This is a genomic window from Acinetobacter sp. VT 511 (genome assembly GCF_001077515.1).
In the GTDB taxonomy this organism is placed as follows: domain Bacteria; phylum Pseudomonadota; class Gammaproteobacteria; order Pseudomonadales; family Moraxellaceae; genus Acinetobacter; species Acinetobacter schindleri.
In genome coordinates this window covers 1-22,523 of the sequence record NZ_LFRE01000018.1, presented here as the reverse complement: position 1 = coordinate 22,523, position 22,523 = coordinate 1, and the positions used below count along the sequence as shown (strand labels likewise).

19 protein-coding genes and 1 pseudogene are annotated in these 22,523 nt (G+C 43.6%); 13 read left to right on the top strand and 7 right to left on the bottom strand.

Going from position 1 to position 22,523, the window contains the following annotated elements; translation table 11 throughout:
* Positions 1–6: 6 nt before the first annotated feature.
* Positions 7–675: a 3-oxoacid CoA-transferase subunit A gene (locus ACS72_RS00540; protein ID WP_005222181.1), complete on the top strand. Its 669-nt coding sequence runs from the start codon at positions 7–9 to the stop codon at positions 673–675.
* Positions 675–1,349, top strand: coding sequence for a 3-oxoacid CoA-transferase subunit B (locus tag ACS72_RS00535; RefSeq protein ID WP_048880907.1), 675 nt, complete (start codon positions 675–677; stop codon positions 1,347–1,349). Before ACS72_RS00540 ends, ACS72_RS00535 begins: the two co-directional genes overlap by 1 nt.
* Before the next feature lie 531 nt (positions 1,350–1,880).
* Here ACS72_RS00535 and ACS72_RS00530 read toward each other — a convergent pair.
* The 3 genes from ACS72_RS00530 to ACS72_RS00520 all read right to left on the bottom strand — a co-directional run bounded on the left by ACS72_RS00530 (position 1,881) and on the right by ACS72_RS00520 (position 5,878).
* Positions 1,881–3,074 carry an MFS transporter gene (locus ACS72_RS00530; protein ID WP_048880906.1) on the bottom strand — a complete coding sequence of 398 codons (1,194 nt, stop codon included), beginning with the start codon at positions 3,072–3,074 and terminating at the stop codon, positions 1,881–1,883.
* A gap of 17 nt (positions 3,075–3,091) precedes the next feature.
* Positions 3,092–4,357, bottom strand: coding sequence for a DcaP family trimeric outer membrane transporter (locus ACS72_RS00525; protein ID WP_048880905.1), 1,266 nt, complete (start codon positions 4,355–4,357; stop codon positions 3,092–3,094).
* Between the two features lie 222 nt (positions 4,358–4,579).
* On the bottom strand, positions 4,580–5,878 hold the full coding sequence (locus ACS72_RS00520) for an MFS transporter (protein WP_005222173.1): 1,299 nt from the start codon (positions 5,876–5,878) through the stop codon (positions 4,580–4,582).
* Between the two features lie 452 nt (positions 5,879–6,330).
* On the opposite strand from ACS72_RS00520, the gene ACS72_RS00515 reads away from it, so the two are divergent.
* From ACS72_RS00515 to ACS72_RS00505, 3 genes are read left to right on the top strand one after another with little or no spacing between them, the layout of a single operon-like run.
* Entirely contained in the window at positions 6,331–7,104 is a 774-nt protein-coding gene (locus tag ACS72_RS00515) for an enoyl-CoA hydratase (RefSeq protein ID WP_048880904.1), read from the top strand.
* 2 nt (positions 7,105–7,106) lie between these two features.
* A complete protein-coding gene (locus ACS72_RS00510) occupies positions 7,107–8,627 on the top strand; it encodes a 3-hydroxyacyl-CoA dehydrogenase (RefSeq protein ID WP_048880903.1) in 1,521 nt (506 codons plus the stop codon).
* Positions 8,628–8,652: 25 nt separating this feature from the next.
* On the top strand, positions 8,653–9,864 hold the full coding sequence (locus tag ACS72_RS00505; RefSeq protein ID WP_048880902.1) for a 3-oxoadipyl-CoA thiolase: 1,212 nt from the start codon (positions 8,653–8,655) through the stop codon (positions 9,862–9,864).
* Positions 9,865–9,986: 122 nt separating this feature from the next.
* Here the strand turns inward: ACS72_RS00505 and ACS72_RS00500 are convergent, their stop codons facing one another.
* Complete coding sequence (locus tag ACS72_RS00500) at positions 9,987–10,424, bottom strand: PaaI family thioesterase (RefSeq protein ID WP_048880901.1); 438 nt, start codon at positions 10,422–10,424, stop codon at positions 9,987–9,989.
* Between the two features lie 110 nt (positions 10,425–10,534).
* Between ACS72_RS00500 and ACS72_RS00495 the strand changes: the two genes are divergently transcribed.
* The 8 genes from ACS72_RS00495 (at position 10,535) to ACS72_RS00460 (ending at position 20,278) form a co-directional block, all read left to right on the top strand.
* Positions 10,535–11,290, top strand: coding sequence for a class II aldolase/adducin family protein (locus tag ACS72_RS00495; protein WP_048880900.1), 756 nt, complete (start codon positions 10,535–10,537; stop codon positions 11,288–11,290).
* Complete coding sequence (locus ACS72_RS00490) at positions 11,287–12,210, top strand: glyoxylate/hydroxypyruvate reductase A (protein ID WP_048880899.1); 924 nt, start codon at positions 11,287–11,289, stop codon at positions 12,208–12,210. The genes ACS72_RS00495 and ACS72_RS00490 overlap by 4 nt, the downstream gene beginning before the upstream one ends.
* Positions 12,211–12,247: 37 nt before the next feature.
* Positions 12,248–13,036, top strand: coding sequence for an enoyl-CoA hydratase-related protein (locus tag ACS72_RS00485; protein ID WP_081405805.1), 789 nt, complete (start codon positions 12,248–12,250; stop codon positions 13,034–13,036).
* A gap of 11 nt (positions 13,037–13,047) precedes the next feature.
* A complete protein-coding gene (locus ACS72_RS00480) occupies positions 13,048–14,028 on the top strand; it encodes a nitronate monooxygenase family protein (RefSeq protein WP_048880897.1) in 981 nt (326 codons plus the stop codon).
* Between the two features lie 211 nt (positions 14,029–14,239).
* Positions 14,240–16,042 carry an acyl-CoA dehydrogenase C-terminal domain-containing protein gene (locus tag ACS72_RS00475; RefSeq protein WP_048880896.1) on the top strand — a complete coding sequence of 601 codons (1,803 nt, stop codon included), beginning with the start codon at positions 14,240–14,242 and terminating at the stop codon, positions 16,040–16,042.
* 128 nt (positions 16,043–16,170) lie between these two features.
* A complete protein-coding gene (locus ACS72_RS00470; RefSeq protein WP_048880895.1) occupies positions 16,171–17,010 on the top strand; it encodes an alpha/beta fold hydrolase in 840 nt (279 codons plus the stop codon).
* A 12-nt stretch (positions 17,011–17,022) separates the two neighbouring features.
* The gene (locus ACS72_RS00465; protein ID WP_048880894.1) at positions 17,023–18,519 is read left to right on the top strand and encodes an NAD(P)/FAD-dependent oxidoreductase; all 1,497 of its coding nucleotides are present in this window, start codon (positions 17,023–17,025) and stop codon (positions 18,517–18,519) included.
* A gap of 76 nt (positions 18,520–18,595) precedes the next feature.
* Complete coding sequence (locus ACS72_RS00460; RefSeq protein ID WP_048880893.1) at positions 18,596–20,278, top strand: AMP-binding protein; 1,683 nt, start codon at positions 18,596–18,598, stop codon at positions 20,276–20,278.
* A gap of 70 nt (positions 20,279–20,348) precedes the next feature.
* Here the strand turns inward: ACS72_RS00460 and ACS72_RS00455 are convergent.
* The 3 genes and pseudogenes from ACS72_RS00455 to ACS72_RS00445 form a co-directional block, all read right to left on the bottom strand.
* Positions 20,349–21,448: pseudogene (locus ACS72_RS00455) on the bottom strand (CaiB/BaiF CoA transferase family protein); the annotation flags it as partial.
* A 240-nt stretch (positions 21,449–21,688) separates the two neighbouring features.
* Positions 21,689–22,159 (bottom strand): IS5/IS1182 family transposase, encoded by a 471-nt coding sequence (locus tag ACS72_RS00450; RefSeq protein ID WP_048880892.1) that lies wholly within the window; start codon positions 22,157–22,159, stop codon positions 21,689–21,691.
* Positions 22,107–22,523, bottom strand: a 417-nt coding sequence (locus ACS72_RS00445; protein ID WP_048880891.1) for a transposase family protein, incomplete at its 5' end; no start/stop codon positions are given. The genes ACS72_RS00445 and ACS72_RS00450, both read right to left, overlap by 53 nt.

Genomic DNA, 22,523 nt, shown 5'->3' with positions numbered 1-22,523 from the left:
AATTGCATGAATAAAATTACACAGGACATCGAAACTATACTCAAGCAGATTCCAGACGGCGCACATATTATGACCAGCGGCTTCGGTCTGGCAGGACAGCCAATCGAGCTGATTGAAGCGCTGATTGATATTGGTCCGAAAGACTTAACCATCATTAATAATAATGCTGCTTCTGGTGACAGAGGCCTAACCAATCTGTTGTTATCTGGGCTGGTCAAGAAAATGATCTGTTCATTCCCGCGTGCCAATAATTCCAAAGTATTTGAAGAGCTGTATAAAGCTGGAAAAGTAGAGCTAGAACTGGTTCCGCAAGGGAATTTAGCTTGTCGAATTCAGGCAGCGGGTGCAGGTCTGGGCGCTATTTTTACGCCTACAGGTTTTGGAACCAAAATTGCTGAAGGCAAAGAGACCCGTCATATTAATGGCAAGGACTATGTGCTGGAATATCCAATTTATGCGGATTATGCCTTGATTTATGGCAATCAGGCGGACCAATGGGGCAACTTGACCTACCGTAAAGCAGCGCGAAACTTTGGCCCTTTAATGGCAAAAGCAGCTAAAACCACCATTGCCCAAGTACACGAAATTGTTGAACTTGGCGATCTAGATCCTGAGATTATCGTGACACCGGGTATTTTTGTGCAGCATGTGGTGAAGGTAGGAGATATTAAATAATGGCTATTCAAAAACGTACACGTGAGCAGATTGTAGAAAAAGTTGCACAGGATATTCCCACCAGTTCTTATGTGAATCTTGGTATTGGTTTGCCGACACGCGTTGCCGGTTATTTAAAGCCTGAAAAAAATATTATTCTGCATTCTGAAAATGGTGTTCTGGGTTTTACCGCTTTAACAGATCCTGAGCTGGCAGATGATGATCTGATTAATGCCGGTAAAGAACTGGTGAGTATGCTAGATGGCGGCAGTTTTATGAACTCTGCGGATTCTTTCGATATTATGCGTGGTGGCCATTTGGATTTTTGTATTATGGGTGCATTTCAGGTCGCAGTGAATGGTGATCTGGCTAACTGGCACACCGGGTCACTAGATGCAGTACCTGCGGTTGGCGGGGCGATGGATCTAGCAGTGGGCGCACGTTGTGTCTATGTCTGTATGGAACATGTCACTAAAAATGGTGAGCCTAGAATTGTAGAAGCACTGACTTATCCAATTACTGGTAAAAACTGTGTAGACCGAATTTATACTGACTTATGTATCATTGAGCTAAAAGATAATCAGGCTTGGGTAGTGGAAATGGTCGATGGCCTAAGTTTTGAAGAGCTACAGCAAAACACCGGTTGTAAGTTACTTGATGGTCGCGCTACAGAGAGCTTAAAATTATCAGTTTAATAATTTAAAGAAATGAAACCATTTTTACAAATCGCAGCTTAGGCTGCGTTTTTTTATAAGATATTTTTTATGCTAACAGTCAAAGAACTTAAAAAATAGGTAGTTTGTTACTCAACTGAGTTATTTAAAACTCTTAATCAAAAGAAAGTTTAAAAGGATTTATACAAATATTAAGATTTTAAATCAGGTTAAATTTTTAAATATCAAAAGATTAAATAAAATAATCGAAAAGGATTCTGGTAGAAGAGAGTTCTTCTTATGCTGGATAATCCTGTCCTTTATTTTCCAGCATATAATTCTAAATAGAAACACAGGGCTAATATGTCAAATACTTTAAATATCTTTCATAAACCAAAAAATGATCGTCATCTTCATATTTAATGAATTTTGAAAGTTCCTTCTCCCTTTGGGAGAAGGTTAGGATGAGGGAATTTCTTCTTAATGATTAAAAAAAGATTTATGAAAGAAGCCTTTGTGAACTTAAACTAATATTCTATGAGTTCACAGTATTAAATTTTAGATTATGTATGATTAGGACTGTATATTGACCAGATTGCGTTCGCGGCTTAAGTCATAGCGGTTAATACCAAATATGAGCAGGGCAAAGATAAATCCCAATGTGACACAAGCTGGCCAGCCATACATTTTCCATAAATGTAATGACAAAAACGCGCCCAGACCGGCACCTGAAAAATAACAGGTCATATAGATGGCATTAATTCGCGAACGGGCCTGTATTGAAATTCGATAGACCAGATTCTGGTTCAAGACATGCAAACAGGAAATTCCGAAATAGGCCAGAATTAATCCCAAGATATAAATCCATAAATAGTTCTGGGCAAAGAACAAGGGAATCCACGCCAAAATCAGTCCGCATGTGGCCAGGTGCGCAATCCATTTTTCCCGATGCCTACCAATCATTTTACCGGTCCATTGAGAAGACCAGATTCCGACTACACCGACAATGCCCATGAGTCCAATCTGAAAATCATTAAAATGATAGGGTGCTTCTGCCAGTATAAAGGTCATGGTCGTAAAAATAATACTCAGCATGCCGAAGCCCAGACTGCCAATCATACTACGTCGGATCAACATAGGTTCTGTCTTGGCAAAGGTAAATAATGAGCCATAAATTTGTAAAATACTCATCTGCAATTGGGTTTTAGCCTTTGGTAGCTGAAACCACATTGCGAGGCTGAGTAAAAGAATAGAACAGCCACTAAACAAGTACACTGCATGCCAGGACCATAAAGTTGAAATCAGTCCGGCCACGGTACGGGCAAACAGAATACCGACCAGGACACCGCTCATCAGCAGGCCAACGACTTCGGCACTTTTATCACGTTGTGACAGACTGGCGGCAAAAGGAATCAGAATCTGGGTGGTAATCGAACAAAAAGAGGCGAGCAGGGTAAAGCCATACAACATATGCAGATTGGTGCTGGCGGAAAGCCCAATAAGCGCCAATCCGGTACAGAACATCAAACTACAGATATACAGCCGTTTTTCGAATAAATCGCCTAGCGGTACAAAGAAAAACAACCCAGTGGCATAACCAATCTGGGTTAAAACGACAGTCCAGCCAGACTGAGCTACACTGATCTGCAGATCCTCTGCAATGGAATAAATTAATGGCTGGTTAAAATAGTTACAACCTGCGCAAAGTGCACAGGTCATCGCCATCATAAACATAAATTTTCGTGAAATTTGCCCTTGGGCTGACATCCTTGTCTCCTGAGGCTTTAAAAACTATAGTTGGCAGAGAGGTTGATACGCGAAATATCTGCTTCCTTGTTGTCAAAGGTTTCACGCTTGCCATGATGATATTCTGCACCCAGATTAATCTTTGGAACTGGAGAATAAATCAGGTTAGCGACATAGTCAGTTAAACGTTTATTGGCTTCAGGATTTGCTCGTGCATAATCACTTGAATCATCAAAATCAACAATACTGGCATTAATACTGCTACGTAGTTTTGGTGTAAATTTATGCGTGAAGCCTATATTTAAGCTATTGAACTCATTGAGCAAAAGTTCATTATTGGCTGTATCAACTGAATAATCTCCACCCCAGGCAGCCCCATCGGATGTTGAGCCTTGAGTTAAAAAGGCTGCAATGCGCTGGTCACCGACCATATGGAAATAGTTGCCCTGGATCGAGTTTTGATCATCAAAGCGATAACGCCCACCAAGACCTACACCCCAACCGACTTTTTCAATATCACCTGTATCTGTCTGAGCTTGTTTTTGATTTACAAAACCTTGAGCTAATAGATGTACTGGACCAGACTGATGCACATATTTAGTGGTTAAAGCAGGCAAGGCAGAAGAACGATCACCACCGGCCATATATTCCACGCCGACATTCCAGGTATTTTCTGGGTCAAGTTTAAAAGCATAGCTCACTTGAGGGGTTCGTAATATTGAACCGCCCAGGAGCAGACTATAATCTACAGCTTCGGTACTGATTTCCGGTGTGGACATCAATGACCATGCCTGACCAAAAGTCCAGTTATAATATTTCAAATGTGCATGACGAATACGTAAGCCACCATCACCTTTGCCGTTATTGGTCCAGAAGTCGGCTTCTAAACGAGCGGAAACGTTTGGATTGCCACCGAGGTCTTTCGCCAGGAAACCAATTCGGCTGGCTGCCGCAGTAAAATCTGAACGGGTTGAATCAGGTTCAGTAAAAGGTACTTTATTGATCTGGTTAATGGTTCGGCCATGAGCTTCTGGTGTACTTTTGAAATCGATCGCACCATCCAGACGGATCATTCCATACACATCAACATTGTCCAGTACGCTACTTAAACTTTTGGAGTCCGCTGTTTTAGACTGTTCTTGCTGGTTCTTTAACGCAAGTTGTGCTGCTTTTTGTTGTTCAAGTTCAGCCTGAATTTGCTTTAATTGCGATTCTAGAAACTGCATCCGGTCTTCAGACGCTTCTGCCGAAAATGCCTGTACTGAAGCAAGACCACATAATGTCGCTAAAACTAATTTTTTCATTTCTTAATCCCTAAAGAAATTTTCTGATATCTAAGAAGGAAAGCTCTTTCCTTGTTGTCGATCTAATTTTTAAATGCAGAGATGCTAACTTTGGAAGAATAAGTATGAGACCAGTTCAACAGGAACCATCCAGTTGAGGTTAAATCCCATAGGTTCGATATCTAAAGTCATAAAAATTTGGATTGAGGAGGGCTGTCAATTACAGCCCTTACACAGGTTAAGTTATTCTGCTTTTTGCGGATCGTATAAACGGTCTTTAATGAACAGCGCAGGAATCAAACCACACAGGAAGTAAGCTGCACCCATGACCATCAAGCCTGTGCCGATCGAACCATGCATCGCCAGATAACCAATAGTAATTGGGGCGAAGATTGCACCAATACGACCAATGTTGAATGCACCACCGACTGCTGTTCCACGCACGGCGGTCGGGAAGCTTTCAGTTAAGTAGGTTGCATTAATGGCATATGGAATACCGTACAGGAAACCGAAGATCAGCATCAGTACACCAATATTGTCTGCGGTATGCATATAAACCACGACAGGAATAAACAGAGCCGTTCCCATGGTGCCGAAAGCAAAGACGATACGGCGGCCAATTTTGTCAGCAACATAGCCTGCGATAATTTTTGCAAAAATCATGGTGATGAATGTTCCCACCATATACAACGCCATTTCTTTAAACTTGATGCCTAATTCAGCTTCCAGATAGCTTGGTAACCAGTTACTTACACCGAAATAGCCAAATAACAGGAAACCAGAGCTGAAAGACCACAAGATAAACATTTTGCCATGGGTCTTGTCCTTAAGAATAGTGATATATGGATTGCCTTTTTTCGCGTTATTATCCACGATCTGGCCGGTTCTTTTCATTTCACGTACACGCTTCCATGATTCCGGCTCTGGCACCATAAAATGCATCAGAATACCTAAGGCTAATGGCGCAATCGTGATCCAGTACAGCATACGCCAGCCGAATTCAGGAATGATCCAGCCTGAAAGCATGGTGATGACCAAAGAACCCAAGGTAAAACCGGTCATTAATGTTGCTAATACCGTAGTACGATATTTGGTCGGTACGTATTCCGACATGAGGGTATTACAGGCAATATATAAACAGCCTAAACCCAAGCAGGACAGGGTACGTAAAATTGCGAACTCAGTATAAGACTGGGCAAAGCCTGAATAGGCAGACAAGATCGAGAAGGCAATGGTTGCTAATACGATGACTCGCACGCGACCAAACTTGTCACAGGCCCATCCACCGACAAAGCCACCAATTCCCATACCTAGAAGGGAATAACTTCCTAAAGCACCGGCCTGTACAGAAGTCAGTCCCCATTCAGCTTTCAGACTGGTCAGACTGAAAGCCAAAATGCCAATATCTGCACCGTCACAGAGTAAAATTAGAAAAGCAAAGACAAAGGCTGTCATCCACAGGCGTTTTGGTGCCTGTTTAATGGTGTCCTCGGAGGAGACAGGTGTTTTATTGTCTCCAGTTACGATGGTATCGCTTGTCATTCTTATATCCTCTATAAATTAAAAGTAGCATTTCCTCTGCTACCGCTAAATCCATTTTCCTTCCTCTCGGAAAAGTGTTTTTCCTGATTAAAGTGTCTGCTCCTGTTTTGGTTTAGCCACGTCAACAATCAGGTTAAATCTGATTTTTCAGCCCTATACTGGGTTAAAAATCACTGAACAACGAAGTATCTTTATTACATAAATTAATTTTTAGTTTCGTTATAAGGCTAATAATTACTTAAATGAATAGCCGAAATTTACTTTAAATAATTAATTCCGTATTGCGAAATCAATTAATCATAAAATAACTAACTGAACAAGAGTTTTTACTCTATTTTTAGTAAAAAATAACTTTTTTGAATTTTTGAGTTAAAAATTCTTGATTTATAGACTTAGAAACCGTAGTTTTATATAAAATAAAATTTCGCTATACAAAATAAATGGAGATTTTAATGGAACAGGTGGTTCAAGTAGAGCAAATCTCAGCACATGTGGCGATGGTCAAGATCCATCGACCAGAAGCAAAAAATGCTTTGAATACAGAAGTGCGCCAGAAACTGGCTGCAGCTTTTCTACAACTCAATGATGACGAAAATATTCGGGCCATTATTCTTACTGGCGGTGAAACAGATTTTGCAGCAGGGGCCGATCTAAAGGAATTAGCTACCGCTGAAACCATCCAGATGATGCAACGTCGTACTGAACGTTACTGGCAAGCGATTGCGCAGTGTTCAAAACCGGTGATTGCAGCTGTCAATGGTTATGCGCTCGGTGGTGGCTGTGAACTGGCCATGCATGCAGATATTATCATTGCCGGGAAAAGCGCCCAGTTTGGTCAACCTGAAGTGAAAGTGGGTGTTATGCCGGGTGCAGGTGGTACTCAACGTTTATTCCGTGCAGTGGGCAAATTTCATGCCATGCGCATCATTATGACCGGTTGTCTAGTACCTGCACCGGAAGCCTATCAAATTGGTCTGGTGTCCCAGGTGACTGAAGACAGTGAAACCCTTGCTACAGCCATCAAGATGGCTGAAGGTCTGGCAAAAATGCCTCCAATCGCCTTGGAACAAATTAAAGAAGTGGCATTACTAGCCGAAGATGTGCCGCTCAATGCCGGTCTCAGCCTGGAGCGTAAGTCTTTCCAGATGCTGTTTTCTTCAGAAGACCAGAAAGAAGGTATGCAGGCCTTTATCGATAAACGTAAACCGAATTATCAGGGACGATAAGCATGAGTATTCAAATTCAGAAAATCGGGATTATTGGCGTCGGTACCATGGGTGCAGGCATTGCCCAGATCGCCATTCAGTCTGGTCATGACGTAATACTGTTTGATGCCAAAGAAGGGGCAGCTGAACAGGCACAGGACAAACTGGCCAAAACATTAAATACCTTGGCAGATAAAGGTAAATTCAGCCACGAAAAAGCAGCTGAAGATATTGCTCATTTATCAATCGCACAGCAGCTAGAAGACTTGAAAGATTGTGATCTGATTGTTGAGGCGATTATTGAGAATCTGGAAATCAAACAAAAGCTGATGCAGCAACTAGAAGACATTGTGAAACCAGAAGCCATTCTGGCATCCAATACCTCTTCATTGTCGATTAGTGCAATCGCTGCCAACTGTAAGCAGCCAGAACGTGTTGTCGGTTATCACTTCTTTAATCCGGTACCACTCATGAAAGTGGTTGAAGTAATTGAAGGCTTTAATACCCGTGCTGACATTATTGAAGCATTAACCCAGCTTTCTACAAAAATGGGTCATCGTCCGGTCAAAGCTAAAGATACGCCAGGGTTTATCATTAACCATGCCGGCCGTGCTTTTGGTAGCGAAGCCTATGCAATTCTGAATGAAAATGTCACACCATTTTATGAGATTGACCGGATTTACCGCGATGGGATCGGTTTTAAAATGGGACCTTTTGAGCTAGGTGATCTGACCGGTATGGATGTATCGCATCCGGTGAGTGAATCGATTTATCAGCAGTATTATGAAGAAGCACGTTACCGTCCAAGTGTGATTACCCGTCAGCGCTTTATTGCCAAACAGCTCGGTCGTAAAACCGGTAAAGGCTTCTATGATTACACTTCGGGTAGTAAAGTAGGTGATGTTGCTCCAGCATTGATTGAAAAGTTAAATCAATATCCATCAGTCTGGCTAGGCACAGAATATAACGAAGACCGTCAGGCACTTGAGCAATATCTGCAACAGTTCAACATTCAGATTGAGCAAACTGAGACACCTTCAGCAGAGGCTTTAATCCTGATTGCCACTTATGGTGAAGATGCAACATCGGTTGCTGTCCGTTATCAGCTGGCACCTCAGCAAGTGGTGTGTATCGACCTACTGTATGGGCTGAATAAACACCGCACCTTAATGCCAACTTTTGTGACCAAGCCTGAACTGACCCAAGCGGCTCAATCGATTTTCAATCTGGATGGTGTGACTGCGAGTGTAATTCAGGAAAGCGTTGGCTTTGTGGCTCAACGTGCTTTGGCAATGATTGTGAATCTCGGCTGTGATATTGCCCAGCAAGGCGTCGCGACAGTTGAAGACATCAATGTTGCGGTAAAACTAGGCCTCGGTTATCCGCATGGCCCAATTGAATGGGGCGATGTGCTGGGTGCTGAAAAAATTCTGAAAATTCTGGATCGCATGACTGCGATTACCCGTGACCAGCGTTATCGTCCAAGTCCTTGGTTGCGTCGCCGCGTTCAGCTTGGTCTACCTCTTGTTCATACAACACATTAATTAGAAAGTTAAAGGAATAACACTCATGTTAAATGCCTATATTTATGATGGTTTACGTTCACCAATCGGTCGCCATGCAGGAAGTCTGGCAAGCGTACGTCCAGATGATCTGGCAGCTACAGTCATTAAAAACCTGCTGGAAAAAACCGGTATTCCGGCAGCAGATGTAGAAGATGTAATCTTTGGTAGCACCAACCAGGCCGGTGAAGACAGCCGTAATGTGGCACGTTTTGCAGCATTGTTAGCAGGTATGCCGGTAACAGTTCCGGGTCAGACGGTAAACCGATTATGTGCTTCAGGTCTCGGTGCTGTGATTGATTCGGCACGTGCCATTACTGCAGGTGAAGGCGAGTTGTACATTGCTGGTGGCGTAGAAAGTATGACCCGCGCACCTTTTGTGATGGGTAAAGCAGAAAGCGCTTATTCACGTGATGCCAAAATTTATGACACCACGATTGGTACACGTTTCCCGAACCGTAAATTCACGGATCAGTTTGGCGCGCACAGCATGCCTGAAACAGGTGATAACGTGGCTGAAGAATTTGGCATTAGCCGTGAACAAGCTGATACATTTGCAGCTGCATCACAAGCCAAATATCAGGCTGCAAAAGAAGCGGGATTCTTTGAAGGTGAAATTACTCCAATTGAAGTTTCACAAGGGCGTAAATTACCGCCTAAACAGGTGACTGAAGATGAACATCCACGTGCATCTTCAACATTTGAAGCATTATCCAAGCTAAAACCGCTTTTCGAAGGTGGTGTAGTGACTGCGGGTAATGCATCAGGTATCAATGACGGCGCTGCAGCACTGATTATCGGCAGTGAAAAAGTTCAGGAACAGTATGGCTTAAAACCTCTGGCTCGTATCCTGTCTTCTGCAGCTGCTGGCATTGAGCCACGCATCATGGGCGCGGGCCCAATTGAAGCGATTAAAAAGGCAGTACAACGTGCAGGCTTAACGCTGGACGATATGGACGTAATTGAGATTAATGAAGCCTTTGCCAGCCAGGTATTATCTTGCCTGAAAGGTCTGGATGTGGCTTTTGATGATCCGCGTGTCAATCCAAATGGTGGTGCCATTGCGATTGGTCATCCACTCGGCTGTTCAGGCGCGCGTTTGGCGTTGACGGTTGCACGTCAATTACAGCGTACAGGCAAGAAATATGCCGTGATCAGCCTGTGTATTGGTTTAGGTCAAGGTCTGGCGATGGTGATTGAGAATCCTGAAGCAGCTTAAACAATAAAAGTAACATCGAAATTGTCATGCATATTTCGTTATGCATGGCATTTTTTATTGGGATTTTCATTTAAAAATAAAAATCCCTGCAATAGCAGGGATTGATCAAATAAACTCAGAAATTATTTACGACCAGTCACCAATAAAGTCGCTGACCCAAATGCATAAACTTTACCTTCTTTATCGATAATTCGGCCTTCTGAGGTCAGTACATTACGTCCGATCCGGATAACTTCACCAATAGCTGTATAGGTTTCGCCGCTTTTCATTGCTTTCAGCATTTTTACATTCAGGTCAATGGTCGAGAAACTGACACCTGCATCTACTGTCGTATGCACGGCAGCGCCAGTGGCACTATCTAGAACCGTTGCACAAAAGCCGCCATGAATTCCACCCTGTAAATTGTAATGGCGCTGATCAGGACGCACCTCATATTCCACATAGTTTTCGCGCACCAAGGTCAGACGCATGGGAATAATTTCACTCATGGCTGAACTGGGAATTTCCCCATTCTTAATTGCGGTGAGATATTCAAGTCCGTTTAATTGTGATGTGGGCATATCCACTCCTTGCAATGATTTATTTCGCCTTATGAAATAATATTCTGTTTTTATAAAATTATGATATAACAGATAGTGATCGAAATGCTATATTTTTCCAGGATGGAATGATGACAATAAAAAATCTCGTTACAGCTGCTGAATGGCAGGCACGCTGTGAACTGGCAGCGCTTTATCGCATTATTGCGCATTATCGGATGACTGACCTGATTGATACCCACATCAGTCTAAGAGTCCCAGATCAACCAGACTGCTTTCTGATTAATCAGTATGGCGTTGCTTTCGAAAAAATGCGTGCCTCGACGCTGGTGAAGATTAATCATGAAGGGCAGGTGGTAGAAAGCTATGAACAAGACAAGCCAGTAAATATGGCTGGTTTCGTGATTCACTCTGCGATTCATGAAGCACATCCTCATCTGAACTGTGTCATTCATACGCATACCGCGGATGGAATTGCTGTTTCTGCTCAGAAACACGGGCTTCTCCCAATTTCCCAGCACGCCATGAAATTTTATCAGTATGTGGCCTATCACGAATATGAAGGCGTTGCGCTTTCAACTGATGAACAAGAACGCTTAATTCAGGACTTAGGCAGTCATCGTGCCATGATTTTACGTAATCATGGCCTATTAACGGCTGGAGAGACTATTGCACGGGCTTTTCATGAAATCTATTTCCTAGAACGCGCCTGTCAGGCACAGGTCAAGGCCTTAAGTGGCGGTGCTGAATTGCATTATCCAGCAGAAGAAGTCCGAATTAAAACAGCCAAGCAGTTCGCCAGTCCTCTCATTGAACCGATATTACAGCGTGCCTGGCAGGCCGCTTTGTCTTTGATTGAGCATCAATATACGGAGTATGCATCATGATTGTTATTTCCAGTTCTGTACCAAATATTGAAGCCATTCTGGTCAAGTCTTTTCAAAAATATGCGCCTGCTGGCAGTTTCTGTACAGTAGACAGTCCGGAAGCTGAACAGGCAACCACAGTTGCTGCCTGGTTTCCAGATCTGGAAAAAGTGCAGAAGCTGCCAAAGCTTGGCCTGATTCATTCGATTGCTGCTGGGGTAGAACATTTAAACTTAAATGCTGTACGCCCAGATCAAGCCGTTTGCCGGGTACTGGATCCACATCACCAAAAGGGCATGTTTGATTATCTGCTTTGGGGCGTGCTGTATTTTCAGCGTTATTTTGACCGCATGATCCAACAGCAAAAGCAGCAGCTGTGGAAGCAGTATCGCCAGAGCTATAGCCATCATATCCAGATCGGGATTATGGGACTGGGGCATATGGGCGGATACGTAGCAGAACGTTTCGCAGACATGGGCTATCAAGTTTCTGGTTGGTCGAATTCCCCAAAAGATATTAATCAAGTTAAAAGTTATGTGGGTCAAGAACAGCTTTCCGAGTTCCTGGCGCAAAGTCAGATTCTGATTAACCTGCTACCCCTTACCGAAGAGAATACTGGGATTCTTTCTGCTGAATTATTTCAGCAACTGCCTGAACAGTCAGCTTTGATTCATGTCGGGCGTGGCCAGCATTTAATCGAGCAGGATTTATTGGATGTACTGGATTCAGGTCAACTACGTGGCGCAATTGTCGACGTATTTGAACAGGAGCCATTAGCTGCTGAACATCCATTCTGGCAGCATGAAAAGATCGTTGTTACACCACATGTCGCCTCACATGCGCCCATGTCTGTGGTGGTGAAACAGATTCTGGAAAATGACCGCCGTTTTAATCAGGGCCTGGATTTGTGCCATCAGGTAGATGTTAATAAGGGCTATTAATTGTAGGGATACAGGCAAAAAAATAAGGAAATTGATGATGTGGGAAACGATTCAAACTCAGGTTCAGCAAGGCGTCGCAACTTTAAGTTTTAACCGCCCGGATTCACTCAACAGTTTTAACCGGCAAATGCATGAGGAAGTGCAGCAAGTGCTGAAAAACTGGAATACAGATCCGGATATTCGGGTGATTGTGATTCGCGGCAGAGGCCGGGCATTTTCAGCGGGACAGGACTTAAAAGAACGTGCCGGACAGCTCGGTAGTGTGCCGTTGCCGCCACAAGGTTCGCTGGCCAAATACTATAATCCCTTGATTAAGCTGATCCGCCAGAGTCCCAAACCGGTGATCGCAGCAGTAAATGGAGTTGCTGCCGGTGCAGGTGCCAATATCGCGCTGGCCTGTGATCTGGTCATTGCCAAGGAAAGTGCCCGATTTATTCAGGCTTTTTCCAAAATTGGCTTGATTCCCGATGCTGGTGGCACCTGGATGTTGCCGCATTTAATCGGTTATGCGCGTGCCATGGCACTGACTTTACTCGGTGAACCTGTACATGCCAAAGAGGCTGCAGAAATGGGCATGATCTGGAAAATGCTTCCAGATACAGAATTTGATGCTTATATCGACGACATTGCACAGCGATTATCTCAACAGCCGACTTATGCGCTGGCTTTAACCAAACAGGCCTTGCAACGCAGTGCTGAAAATAACATAGACCAGCAACTGGAGCTGGAGCAAAACCTGCAATATCTGGCTCTGAGCAGTCAGGACTATAAAGAAGGTGTCCAGGCTTTTGTCGAAAAACGCCCTGCACAATTTACCGGATGCTAAGGAGAGCATTTATGAAAATTAAGACCCGTATTACCGAGCTTTTAGGCATTCGCTATCCAATTATTCAGGGCGGCATGATGTGGGTCGGTACCGCAGAAATGGCCAGTGCCGTATCTAATGCAGGTGGCTTGGGAACATTAACGGCATTGACTCAACCGACGCCTGAAGCCCTGGTCAAGGAAATTGCACGCTGCCGAGAAATGACCGATCAGCCTTTTGCAGTCAATCTGACTTTATTGCCCGCTGTGAATCCGCCGCCATATGCAGAATACCGACAGGCAATCATTGAAAGCGGTATCAAGATCGTAGAAACAGCAGGCAACAAGCCTCATGAACATATTGAGGCGTTTAAGCAACACGGCATTATTGTCATTCATAAATGTACTTCCGTCCGTCATGCGCTTTCAGCACAAAGAATTGGCGCAGATGTTATTTCGATTGATGGTTTTGAATGTGCGGGCCATCCGGGTGAAGACGATATTCCTGGCCTGATTTTAATTCCTGCGGCAGCAGATCAGCTCACTGTGCCGATTGTGGCCAGTGGCGGTTTTGCTGATGGTCGTAGTCTGGTCGCAGCTTTGGCTTTGGGTGCCGAAGGCATCAATATGGGTACACGCTTTTGTGCCACTCAGGAAGCCCCGATCCATCCAAACATCAAACAGTTCTATGTCGATAATGATGAAAGGGCGACACATCTTTTGTATCGACAGTTCCGAAATACCGCCCGTGTTGCCAAAAATGCAGTATCTGATCTAGTCGTTAAAATGAGTGAAGATCCAAATCTGCAATTTGAACAGATTCGTCCCTATGTCAGCGGTTTAAAAGGCAAGCTCGCTTTAGAAAATGGCGATGTGGATGCTGGTGTACTGACTGCAGGTCAAGTGATGGGATTGATTCATGACATTCCGACTTGCCAGACGCTGATTGAAAATATTATGCAGGAGGCAGAGCAGATCGTTCATCAGCGTTTAGCTCAATTTTTTCCACGTTAATCAGCCTTAGTGCAGTCGCTGTATAGAAAAGCCATTCCACCATGAATGGCTTTTTTTCATCCTGTATATTTTTTATTTTTAAATGGGAAATTTCATCGAATGACTAGATTTTATTCTTTAAATTATATTATAGTGGACTTAAAACATAATTTCGTATTATGAAATTAATAGTCATAAATATACAAATTAGAACTCATACAAGGGAATTACGATGAGAAATTATATTGCGCCATTAAAAGACATGAAGTTCGTGCTGAAAGACCTGTTAAACGTTGAACAGAAATATCAGGGCTATGCAAAATTCGCAGACAAGGTTTCTATGGATATTATGGAGCAATATCTGGAAGTCGCTGCGGACTTTTGCCAAAACGAACTTCTACCGATTAATGCGACAGGCGACCAGCAGGGTTGCCGTTTGCAGGATGGCGTCGTAACCACCCCGGATGGGTTTAAAGCAGCTTATGACAAATATGTAGAACTCGGCTTTACCTCATTAACTGGTGACGAAGCATATGGCGGTCAGGGCTTCCCAACTTTATACCGGATTGCTATTTCTGAAATTATTACTGCAACCAACTGGTCTTGGGGCATGTACCCAGGCCTGTCCCATGGTGCCATGCGTACTTTAGAGCACCACGGTAGCGATGAACAGAAACAGAAATTCCTGGTACCTTTAATTGCAGGTCGCTGGACGGGAACCATGTGCTTGACTGAATCTCATGCCGGTTCTGACCTAGGTTTAATCCGTACCAAAGCAGTGCCAAATGAAGACGGCAGTTACAGCATCAGTGGTGAGAAAATCTTTATCTCAGCCGGTGAACATGACCTGGCTGAAAATATCGTGCATATCGTACTGGCACGTTTGCCAGATGCACCTGCGGGAACCAAAGGTATTTCGCTGTTTATTGTGCCGAAATACAATCTGGATGAAGCAGGTAATGTGGCTTCCCGTAATGGTGTGGTGTGTAGCGCCATTGAACACAAGATGGGCATTCACGGCAATGCGACCTGTGTGCTGAATTTTGATAATGCCAAAGGTTTCCTGATTGGGCCTGAAAATCGCGGTCTGAACTGCATGTTTACCTTTATGAACTCGGCACGTATCGGTACAGCTATTCAAGGCTTGGCAGCAGCAGAATCTTCTTATCAGGGGGCATTGGCTTATGCCCAAGACCGTCTGGCGATGCGTTCTCTTGAAGGTGCAAAAGTGCCAGGCCAGCCTGCAGATCCGATTATCGTGCATCCGGCAGTACGTAACATGCTGCTGACTCAAAAGGTGTTTGCAGAAGGTTCACGTGCACTTGCATATTATCTGGCGACCTATGCCGATATCGCTGAAGCCACTGACAGCCCGGAAGAAAAGAAAGCAGCTGAAGACCGTCTGGCATTATTAACCCCAATTGCCAAAGCATTAATGACTGAAACCGGCATAGAAGCGGCTAAACATGGTATGCAGGTTTTCGGTGGTCACGGTTATATTGCTGAACATGGCATGGAACAGATTGCCCGTGATGCACGTATTGCCAGCCTCTATGAAGGAACCACTGAAATTCAGTCCATTGACTTGCTGGCGCGTAAAGTTCTAGGTTCAAAATTGGGTCTGTTGACCGCATTAACCGAGGAAATTCAAGGCTTTGTAAAAGAGCATCAGCAACATGTCCAGTTCAGCCAGCAAGTTGCACAAGTCAGCCAGTTGACTGAACAATGGCTGAAATTAACCAGAACCATTCAGGAGCAGGCTCAACAGTCTGCCAATGAAATTGGGGCAGCATCAGTTGACTACCTATATTTCTCTGGTTATGTCGTGTCCGCTTATTTGTGGCTGAAAATGGCAATTACTGCGCAGCAGAAAATTGAAGAAGGCAATACTGATCCGTTCTATGCAGCCAAGATCAAAACTGCACAATTCTTCTTTGCGCGTATTTTGCCAAGAACTTCAACCCACTTTGCCAATATTCAGGCGGGCGGTGAAAGCCTGTTTTTACTTGAACCTGAAGAGTTCAAATTCGATTAAACCTTTTGACCCACGATACTCGTGTCGTGGGTCTTTTTTAATAATTTTTGCATCCTCACCCAATTCAAATATTGAGATTTATTCTCGGATATTGAATAAACCATAAAACAACAAGATCAGGAGTCTATATGGATTTAGACATGATTACTCGACAGTGTCCTTATGCTGATCTGCAGCTTAATTTTCATGAAGTCGGACAGCGTTCTGCATTTCCGACTATTATTTTGATTCATGGCACCGGTGGAAATACCGACAAGCATTTCAGCTATATTTTTCCGATGCTGGGTATTCATCAGCGGGTTTTATCCATTGATTTGCATACCCCGAATAAAGCTGATCTAAAGGTGACTGATTTTAGCCAACAGGTTGAAGCATTGATTCAGCATGCAGTTGCAAAAGATGAAATCATTACAGTGGTAGGCTATTCACTCGGTGCCGTGATTGCTGCACAAGTGGCAGCCAGTTTAAAACAGCGCGTAGCGCGTTTGATCTTGTTAGCCGGTTGGGCCAAAACCAGCTCGGTGCAACAACTGCGTACCGTTATCTGGCAACAGTTATTTACTGAACAATCTGCGGCCTTGCCTCATTTTGTGAATTATTGCCTGTATAGCGATGATTATCTGTCTGCACGAAGCGAACAGCAGGTGTTGGATCTGGCACGCTTTGTTAAACCTTCACTAGATGCAGCCAAACAGCGTGAACTGAATTATCGCATTGATATTACATCGATCTTGCCTGAGATTCGTGCAGAGACGTTGATTGTGGCTTGCCGTGAAGACCGCATGGTGCCTGTAGCGCAAGCTAAACTGCTGTTTGCTTCAATTTCGAACAGTCGCTATATCGAAATTTCTTCAGGACATGCGCTCTATGTCGAAGCGCCAGCCGAAGTGGTGCAACTGGTAAACCAGTTTAGCCAGCATCCAGAACAATATCCGGTGAATCAAAAAATCCAGCCTTATATGCCTTAAAGGAGATAAATAATGCAAGCTAAAGGACAGCGCAGCAAGATTCTAATTGTAGGCAGCGGTTTTGGTGGTTTGGGAATGGCAATCCGCCTTAAACAGCAGGGCATCCACGATTTTAAAATCATTGAACGTGCAGCAGAAGTGGGCGGTACTTGGCGTGACAATACCTATCCCGGAGTCGCCTGTGATGTACCTTCCCATTTATATTCTTTCTCGTTTATTAAAAATCCCAACTGGTCGCGTGTCTTTCCACAAGGGGTAGAAATTCAGCGCTATTTAATTCAATGCTGTGATCAGGAAAATATCCGGCCCCATATTAATTTTCATACCCAACTGGAAAAGGCCAGCTGGAATGCACGAGAACGCATCTGGGAAATTCACACCTCTATAGGTCTGTATCAGGCTGAGATTTTAATTACCGCAACCGGGCATCTGGCAGATGAGCATCTCCCACAAATTCCGAGGCTGAAAGAATTTGAAGGCCAAGTGATGCATTCAGCACGCTGGAACCACGAGCTGAATCTGGAAAATCAACATGTCATTGTGGTGGGTTCTGGTGCTTCAGCCATCCAGCTTGTGCCGGAAATTGCAAAAACTGCCAAAAGCCTGACTGTCTTGCAACGTAGTGCGCCCTATATTTTGCCCCGACCAGACCGACCTTATTCTGAGTCAGAAAAACAGCTTTTTCGCAAAGATCCGGACAGTATGACAGCCTTAAGACATTCCTTGTTTTGGGGCAATGAATACAATTTTGCCCAGCGCCGTAATCTGAAAAGCCAGATTGAGCGGGTCAAGAAAAACTGCCTGCAATTCTTAAAACATCAGATTTCAGATCCAGAGCTACAGCGTAAATTGACGCCGAATTATGAACCTGGTTGTAAACGCTTATTGCTTTCTAATGATTATTATCCGACTTTTTTAAAACCCCATGTCACCCTTGAAGATTCAGCATTAGCACAAATGACAAAGGATGGTGTTATAAGCCAGACTGGAAATAAATTTTCTGCAGATATCATCGTATTTGCCACCGGTTTTGAAGCGGCACGTCCACCCTATGCCGCAAAGGTGGTGGGTAAACAGGGTTTAAGCCTGGAGCAGCAATGGTCCAGCGGTATGCAGGGTTATCAGTCAACGACCGTACACAACTTTCCAAATCTGTTCATCCTGAATGGCCCCAACACCGGAAGTGGGCATAATTCAGCGCTTTATTTTCTGGAAACCCAGTTTGATTTGATTCTAGATGCCTTGCAGTTTTTTGAGCAGGAACAGATTCAGGTCTTTGAAGCAGATCAGAGTGCTGAAAATAGCTATATGCAGGAGCTACAGCAGCTTTCCCAAGGTAGTGTCTGGTTATCGGAAAGCTGTAAAAGCTGGTATCTGGACCCGGTCAGTCGCAAGCTGACTTTGGTCTGGCCGGATTATGCTCATTCATTTAGGGATAAAAATCAGCATTTTATTCGTAGCGGTTATCACTACCAGTATGTTGAATCGAGACAGCAGAAAGTGGTTTAAAAATATTTAATTAAAATCAAAATCTTATGGTTTAAATGATACAAAATAATTGTAAATCCAGGACAGGAGTATAGTCATGAGCAGTCAGCCATGGATGGAAGAATATAAAAAGTGGAATATCAATCCGGAGTTTACCCGGCCAGATCCTGAGAAAACCCTGAGCACGATAATTGCTGAGAATTTGGTAAAATTTCAGGATAAAACCGCATTTATCTATCTAGATCGCAAATTCAGCTATCACGATATCGATGTGTATAGCCAGAAACTGGCTAGCTATTTACAGAGTCTTGGGCTGACTGCTGGCAGCCGTATTGCGGTGATGTTACCGAATATTATTCAATATCCAATCGCTACCTTTGCCATTATTCGAGCCGGTTATGTGCTGGTCAATGTCAACCCCATGTACACCCAGCGCGAGCTCTATCATCAGCTACAGGATTCAGGTGCAGAAGCCTTGATTATCCTTGGACAGACTTTGGAGCAATTAACAGCATTAGAGGAATGTCCTCAACTCAAATATGTTATTTCGACGCATTCGCCGGATTTTATTCAAGAGCAGCAAAGTGCTATTTATAGTCAGGCAACACAATATCCGGATAAACAGTTCTTTGACTTTAGGCAGGCAATAAATCAGGTAGAAATTATTGATTTCAAAACACCTGTACAGCATCAGGAAGATACGGTCATTCTGCAATACACGGGAGGTACCACAGGTGTTTCTAAAGGTGCAGAACTGAGCCATCGCAATATTTTATTTAATATCGCCCAGAACAGTACCGTATTTATCAGCCATTTTGGTGACCGCTATGCCACTGAAAATGAATATGTATTCTGTGCCTTGCCGCTGTATCACATTTATGGATTTACCATCTGCCTGTTCAGTTATGGTTTAAGCCGTGGTTTCGCCAATGTTCTGATTCCAAATCCGAGAGATCTGGATGCTTTGGCGGATCAATACCAGAAACATCCACCCACTGTTTTCCCTGGGGTGAATACCATGTTTAATGCACTGGGACATCATCCACGTTTTCGTGAACTGGATCATTCAAACCTGAAAACTACAACTGGCGGGGGAGCATCGATTTTAAAAAATACGGCAAATTTATGGTATGAGGTCACAGGCTGCCAGATTTATGAAGGCTACGGACTTTCTGAAACCTCACCAACTGCAACTTTTAACCCGCCTTTAAGCCGGCGATTTAGTGGCACGATTGGCTTGCCATTGGCAGGGACTGAAATTCTGATTCTGAATGATGAAGGAAAACCTGTAGAGCTTAATCAGGCTGGAGAAATAGCCATACGTGGTCCACAGGTGATGAAAGGATACTGGCAGCAAGCCGAAGCAACAGCACAGGTATTTACCAAAGATGGATTCTTCCTGACAGGTGATATCGGTTGTATGGATGAGCAAGGCTATATCACCATTCTGGACCGCAAAAAAGACATGATTCTGGTGTCCGGATTTAATGTTTATCCCAATGAGCTGGAAGGCGTACTGTCCAAACACCCTAAAATACTGGAATGTGCAGTGATTGGTACTGATGATGAAAAATCTGGACAGGTACCCAAGGCATTTATTGTGAAACAGGATGAAACTCTGACCCAAGATGAAGTCATGACTTATCTGAAGCAGCAACTGACCAGTTATAAATTGCCGAAATACATTGAATTTGTGTCCGAACTACCAAAGTCTGCAGTAGGCAAAATTCTGCGTCGTGAACTGCCTCGTACTGTTCGGCCAAGCGCTAAGGCCTGTTAAGGAATGATCTAATCCATTATCTTTAAAATAAAAAAGGAATCGCAAGATTCCTTTTTTACTGCTTGCAAGCTTATCGCTGCTGGATGACTTTTTTGCTTTTCAGTTCTTCCATTTTAGCAGAACTTAAATATTGACTCAAAATGGCATCGGTATCTTCACCCAGACAAGGGGGGCCTTTTTATATTCTACTGGTGTCTTGGAGAGTTTAATTGGTGAACCGATTGAAGTGTAATCTTCACGTAAGGTATGCGGCATTTTAATCACCATATCACGTGCCAATACCTGTTCTTCTTGCAAAGTCTGTTTCAGGTCATTAATCATTCCTACCGGTACTTTAACCGCATGAATCAGATCCACCCAGGTTTTTGCCGGTCTAGTATAGAAATGAGCCTGTAGAACTATGGTCAATTCTTCACGATGTGTAACACGTCCAGAATTTTTTAAGAAGCGAGGATCTTCTGCCACCTTAGCCAGACCAACGGCCTGACACAAAGCTTGGAATTGCAGATCGTTACCACAGGCGATAATAAATTCACCTTCCTGGGCTTTAAACACCTGATAGGGCACAATATTGGCATGTGCATTTCCGAAGCGACCGGGGACTTTGCCTGAGGTGAGATAATTCATGGCCAGAACAGAGAGGGAAGCAACCTGGGTATCTAACAGCGCCATATCAATATACTGACCTTCACCGGTTTTCTCACGGGACAACAAAGCCGCCTGAATGGCAATTGCGGCATATAAGCCGGTGGTCAGATCGGCAAAGGCCAGACCTGCTTTTTGCGGACCACCCCCTGGAAGGTCATCACGTTCACCCGTAACACTCATCATACCGCCCATACCCTGAACAATGAAGTCATAGCCTGGTTCTTGCGCACGCGGGCCATTCTGGCCAAAGCCGGTAATAGAACAATATACCAGTCGCGGATTTAGCTGACTCAGACTTTCATAATCCAGCCCGTATCGTTTCAACGAACCGGCTTTATAGTTTTCAATGACTACATCACTCTGTTCAGCAAGTTTTTTGATAATACGTTGACCTTCAGGTGTAGATAAATCGATTGCAACCGAGTGTTTGCCACGGTTAGCAGACAGGTAATAAGCCGATTCATGGGTATCTTGCTGCTGATTGTTTTTAAGCCAGGGGGGTCCCCAGATACGGGTATCATCATAGGCATCAGTAGGGTTGGAATCATAGCAATCTATGTAATCTGAAAAAGTATTATTAAGTGTGAATTCAGAAAGTGGATTTTTACTTTTGACTGTTATTCCATTTCGAGGATATTTATATTATGTATATACGCCTAATAGTAGCTCTACCTAATTCCCCAGCACATTTAATTTCATATTTAACCCATAGTCTATTTGCTATCTCAGATTCAATAAGATTAATTAGACCTCTTTCATAAATCATTTTTTACTCAGTTCCAAGTTGTAGATTCCAGCGATTAAATTGAATCTCAAACCAAGCCTTTTACCTCTATTTCGATAACGCTCAGCAAGGATTTTGAAGGTTTTCAGGCTGCCAAATACATGCTCAATTCCGATTTTTCTTTTATTGATTTCTTGATTATAGATTTTCAATTCAGGATCTAATTTACAGTGTCTTTTGGCTTTTAATGGTAACAGGCTATTCGGATACAACACATAAATCCCCTGATAGCCTTTATCTGCAAGGATAAAAGCCTTAAAAGGAATCTGGTTTAAATTGCGTTTGAACAACTCGAAATCATGCACTGCACCGCGACTGGTACATAAACTCAGAATTTGCTGAGTTTTGTAGTGAATCATGGCCTGTACTTTAAAGGTATGGGTCTTTTTCTTGCCGCTATAGCTTTTCTTCTGTTTTTTTAGGCCTTTGGATTGGAATTTCCGTGGCATCCACGATCACAACATTCCAGTCGATGCCTTCGCCCTCGGGTAAATCTTTGGGTAAATTAAACAGATTGGACCGAATCAGGCAGTCTTCAACATGACGGACAATTCTTGAGGCTGTGGGCTCTGAAATCCCGTAACTCGTCGCAACGTGAAATAAGGTTCGGTATTCCCGCCAATAGCTCAGACAGAGCAGAACCTGATCCTCCAGGCTTAACTTGGGCGGTCTGCCTTTGGCAGAGACATGCTTCTGCAATTGCTCAACCATCAAATAGAAAGTTGACCATGAGATGCCTGTGTATCGCTTGAACTGAGGATCAGAGAGCTTGTTTGAATCGATGTATTTCATCCGCAGATTATGCACGAATGC